Annotated in this window: 1 protein-coding gene; it reads right to left on the bottom strand. The window is 38.9% G+C overall.

The features are described 5' to 3' along the window. Window positions 1–19 precede the first annotated feature (19 nt). The coding region (yidD, locus tag AAEY75_RS14665; protein ID WP_352259975.1) for a membrane protein insertion efficiency factor YidD at window positions 20–283 on the bottom strand (264 nt) is incomplete at its 5' end.

The raw sequence follows: 283 nt of genomic DNA, 5'->3' as shown, positions 1-283 counted from the left end.
GCCTAGTAAAGCTTACGTCTTAGGTCAATTTCATCATATGATTTAGGCGAGTAACATAGCCATGATTATCTCGATAAACATAAAAACCATGAAACTGTCCATGAGCTACTAGATTACGGGACAAGTATTGATAGCGATAAGAAGCTAAAGGTAGAGGCACAAAATCAACTCCATGTCCGCCTAATGGATGACAGCGACTAATGCGTTTTAATAATAGTAAACTCCCATTCCAAACACCATACCAAGCTAGAGCTTGCTTACCATAGTTTGAACAGGTTGGATA

It is taken from the genome of Psychrobacter sp. TB55-MNA-CIBAN-0194 (genome assembly GCF_040309505.1).
Taxonomy (GTDB): Bacteria; Pseudomonadota; Gammaproteobacteria; order Pseudomonadales; family Moraxellaceae; genus Psychrobacter; species Psychrobacter fozii.
Note: the sequence above shows the minus strand (reverse complement) of the source record. Positions and strands in the feature narration are given on the sequence as shown.